Origin of the sequence: Chitinophaga sp. RAB17, from assembly GCF_052114225.1 — a bacterium.
Classification (GTDB): Bacteria; Bacteroidota; Bacteroidia; order Chitinophagales; family Chitinophagaceae; genus Chitinophaga.
In genome coordinates, this window is sequence record NZ_JBFREI010000063.1 from 1 (window position 1) to 399 (window position 399).

Consider the following 399-nt stretch of genomic DNA (forward strand, 5'->3'; position numbering starts at 1 on the left):
ATATTCCTGTAGGTAAACCATTCTCCAATACCCGTGCCTATGTTTTAAGCCCGGCCCTGGAACTCTGTCCTGCAGGTGTTCCCGGCGAGTTGTACATAGGTGGTGATGGCGTGGCGGCCGGATACCTGAATAATRTAACGCTGACGGATCAACGTTTTATCGATGATCCATTTRAGGGAGATGGAAAGTTATACCGTACCGGTGATGTTGTGAAATATGGTACGGATGGCAACATCCTGTTTATTGGCCGTGGAGATGAYCAGGTAAAGATCCGTGGATATAGGGTAGAATTAGGCGAGATAGAACGTACCCTGAATGCCTTCGAAACAGTAGARCAAGGAGTGGTGATCGTAAAGACAGATGCTGTCAGTGATAAAACATTGGTAGGTTACCTGACGG

At 47.1% G+C, this 399-nt stretch carries 1 protein-coding gene; it reads left to right on the forward strand.

Features of this window, described 5'->3' with window-relative positions; all coding sequences use genetic code 11:
• Positions 1 to 399 (forward strand): AMP-binding protein (locus tag AB4Z08_RS35865; protein WP_441578581.1); only part of this gene is annotated, 399 nt, incomplete at both ends.